Annotated in this window: 2 protein-coding genes; both read right to left on the minus strand. The window is 56.2% G+C overall.

Annotation, left to right across the window (positions count from 1 at the left end; all coding sequences use genetic code 11):
- Positions 1-45 precede the first annotated feature (45 nt).
- Positions 46-912 carry an IS3 family transposase gene (locus ACCD07_RS32250; protein ID WP_413449690.1) on the minus strand — a complete coding sequence of 289 codons (867 nt, stop codon included), beginning with the start codon at positions 910-912 and terminating at the stop codon, positions 46-48.
- Entirely contained in the window at positions 909-1,223 is a 315-nt protein-coding gene (locus tag ACCD07_RS32255; RefSeq protein ID WP_353403268.1) for a transposase, read from the minus strand. Before ACCD07_RS32255 ends, ACCD07_RS32250 begins: the two co-directional genes overlap by 4 nt.
- Positions 1,224-1,295: the final 72 nt, after the last annotated feature.

A 1,295-nucleotide genomic window follows, 5' to 3' on the forward strand; every position in this document is an offset into this window, starting at 1 on the left:
CGTGTCCGAATGTCGGATCTGAGGTATCCCGGATTTCCCGGACAGTTAAATAGGCACACAGAATTGTGCCTCGACTTTTACCGGTGTCTGGTACCTTAAGGTTTGGTGCAGACGCATTTGATTGTAGTACACCGCAATGTAGTCGTTGACGACCGCTGCCGCCTCAGCGCGGGTCGGAAAGATCCGGTCATGTATCAGTTCATTCTTCAAGCTTGAAAAGAAACTCTCGGCCACGGCATTGTCGTGACAGTTTCCTTTGCGGCTCATGCTGGCCTGCAAGCCATGTCGCCCCATCAACTCTCGATAGTCGTGCGATCCATAGGCGCTGCCTTGGTCACTGTGGAAGATGAGGCCCGGTGCAGGTTTTCTTTGATCAATAGCCATCTGAAGTGCTGCGGTCGGCAACGCGACGACCGGGGCATCATGCATCGACCAGCCCACTACCCGACGCGCAAACAGATCTAAGACTACCGCCAGATGCAGGAATCCCTCTTTGGTGCGTATCATCGTCATGTCACCAACCCAGACCTGGTTCGGCAGCCCAACCTGAAAGCGACGCTGCACCAGATTGGGGGCCGGTGGCTGCGAGCGGTCCTTGGCTTGTTTGGAGTGAGCACGACGGCTGCGGTTGGATTTCACCCCGTCGAGCTTACGCAACCGGGCAATGCGGTGTTTGCCGCAACGAACGCCTTGCCCATTGAGCAGGCGCCAGGTCTTGACTGAACCCGGAATCCAGCGGTGTTCCGTGTGCACGCGAACAATCTCCTGCCGCAAGGCCATATCTTCCAAGCTATGCAAGCTCTGTGGCGCCGCCTTGTAGGCGTAATAACGGCTGCGACTGATGTCTAGCGCCCGGCATAATGACTTGACGGCAAACTCGCGGCGGTAGCGGTCGATATAGGCGTACTTCACTTCGCTAGGCGAGTTAAGTACGCATCGAACTTTTTTAGGATGTCCAGTTCTTCCTCGGCCTTAGCCAACCGGCGCCGCAGTTGCGTCACTTCATCCTCCTCGTCCAAGCGTGGACGCCCCGGGATTCGGAATTTCTCATCCGGAACCAGCTGATCAAATTTCCTGGCCCATTTGTAGAGCAGGTTACGGCGAATACCTAGTTCCAGTGCCAGGTCGGTCGCAGTTTGCTCTCGTTGCCGCAACCTAACGACCGCCTGCCGCTTAAACTCATCCGAGAACACTGTGCGCAGTCTGGCTGTTTCGTTCTCCATGGCTATCCTCCCGAGGCATGCTGACCTCTGTTAGAGTGTCCATGAAACCCGGGGTTCCTCAATCTGACCCCG

This window comes from Duganella sp. Dugasp56 (assembly GCF_047304105.1).
In the GTDB taxonomy this organism is placed as follows: Bacteria; Pseudomonadota; Gammaproteobacteria; order Burkholderiales; family Burkholderiaceae_D; genus Rugamonas; species Rugamonas hordei.

Bases quoted from the DNA above. Each gene is read 5' to 3' on its own strand.
- ACCD07_RS32255 (WP_353403268.1), bottom strand. From the start codon at position 1,223: ATGGAGAACGAAACAGCCAGACTGCGCACAGTGTTCTCGGATGAGTTT.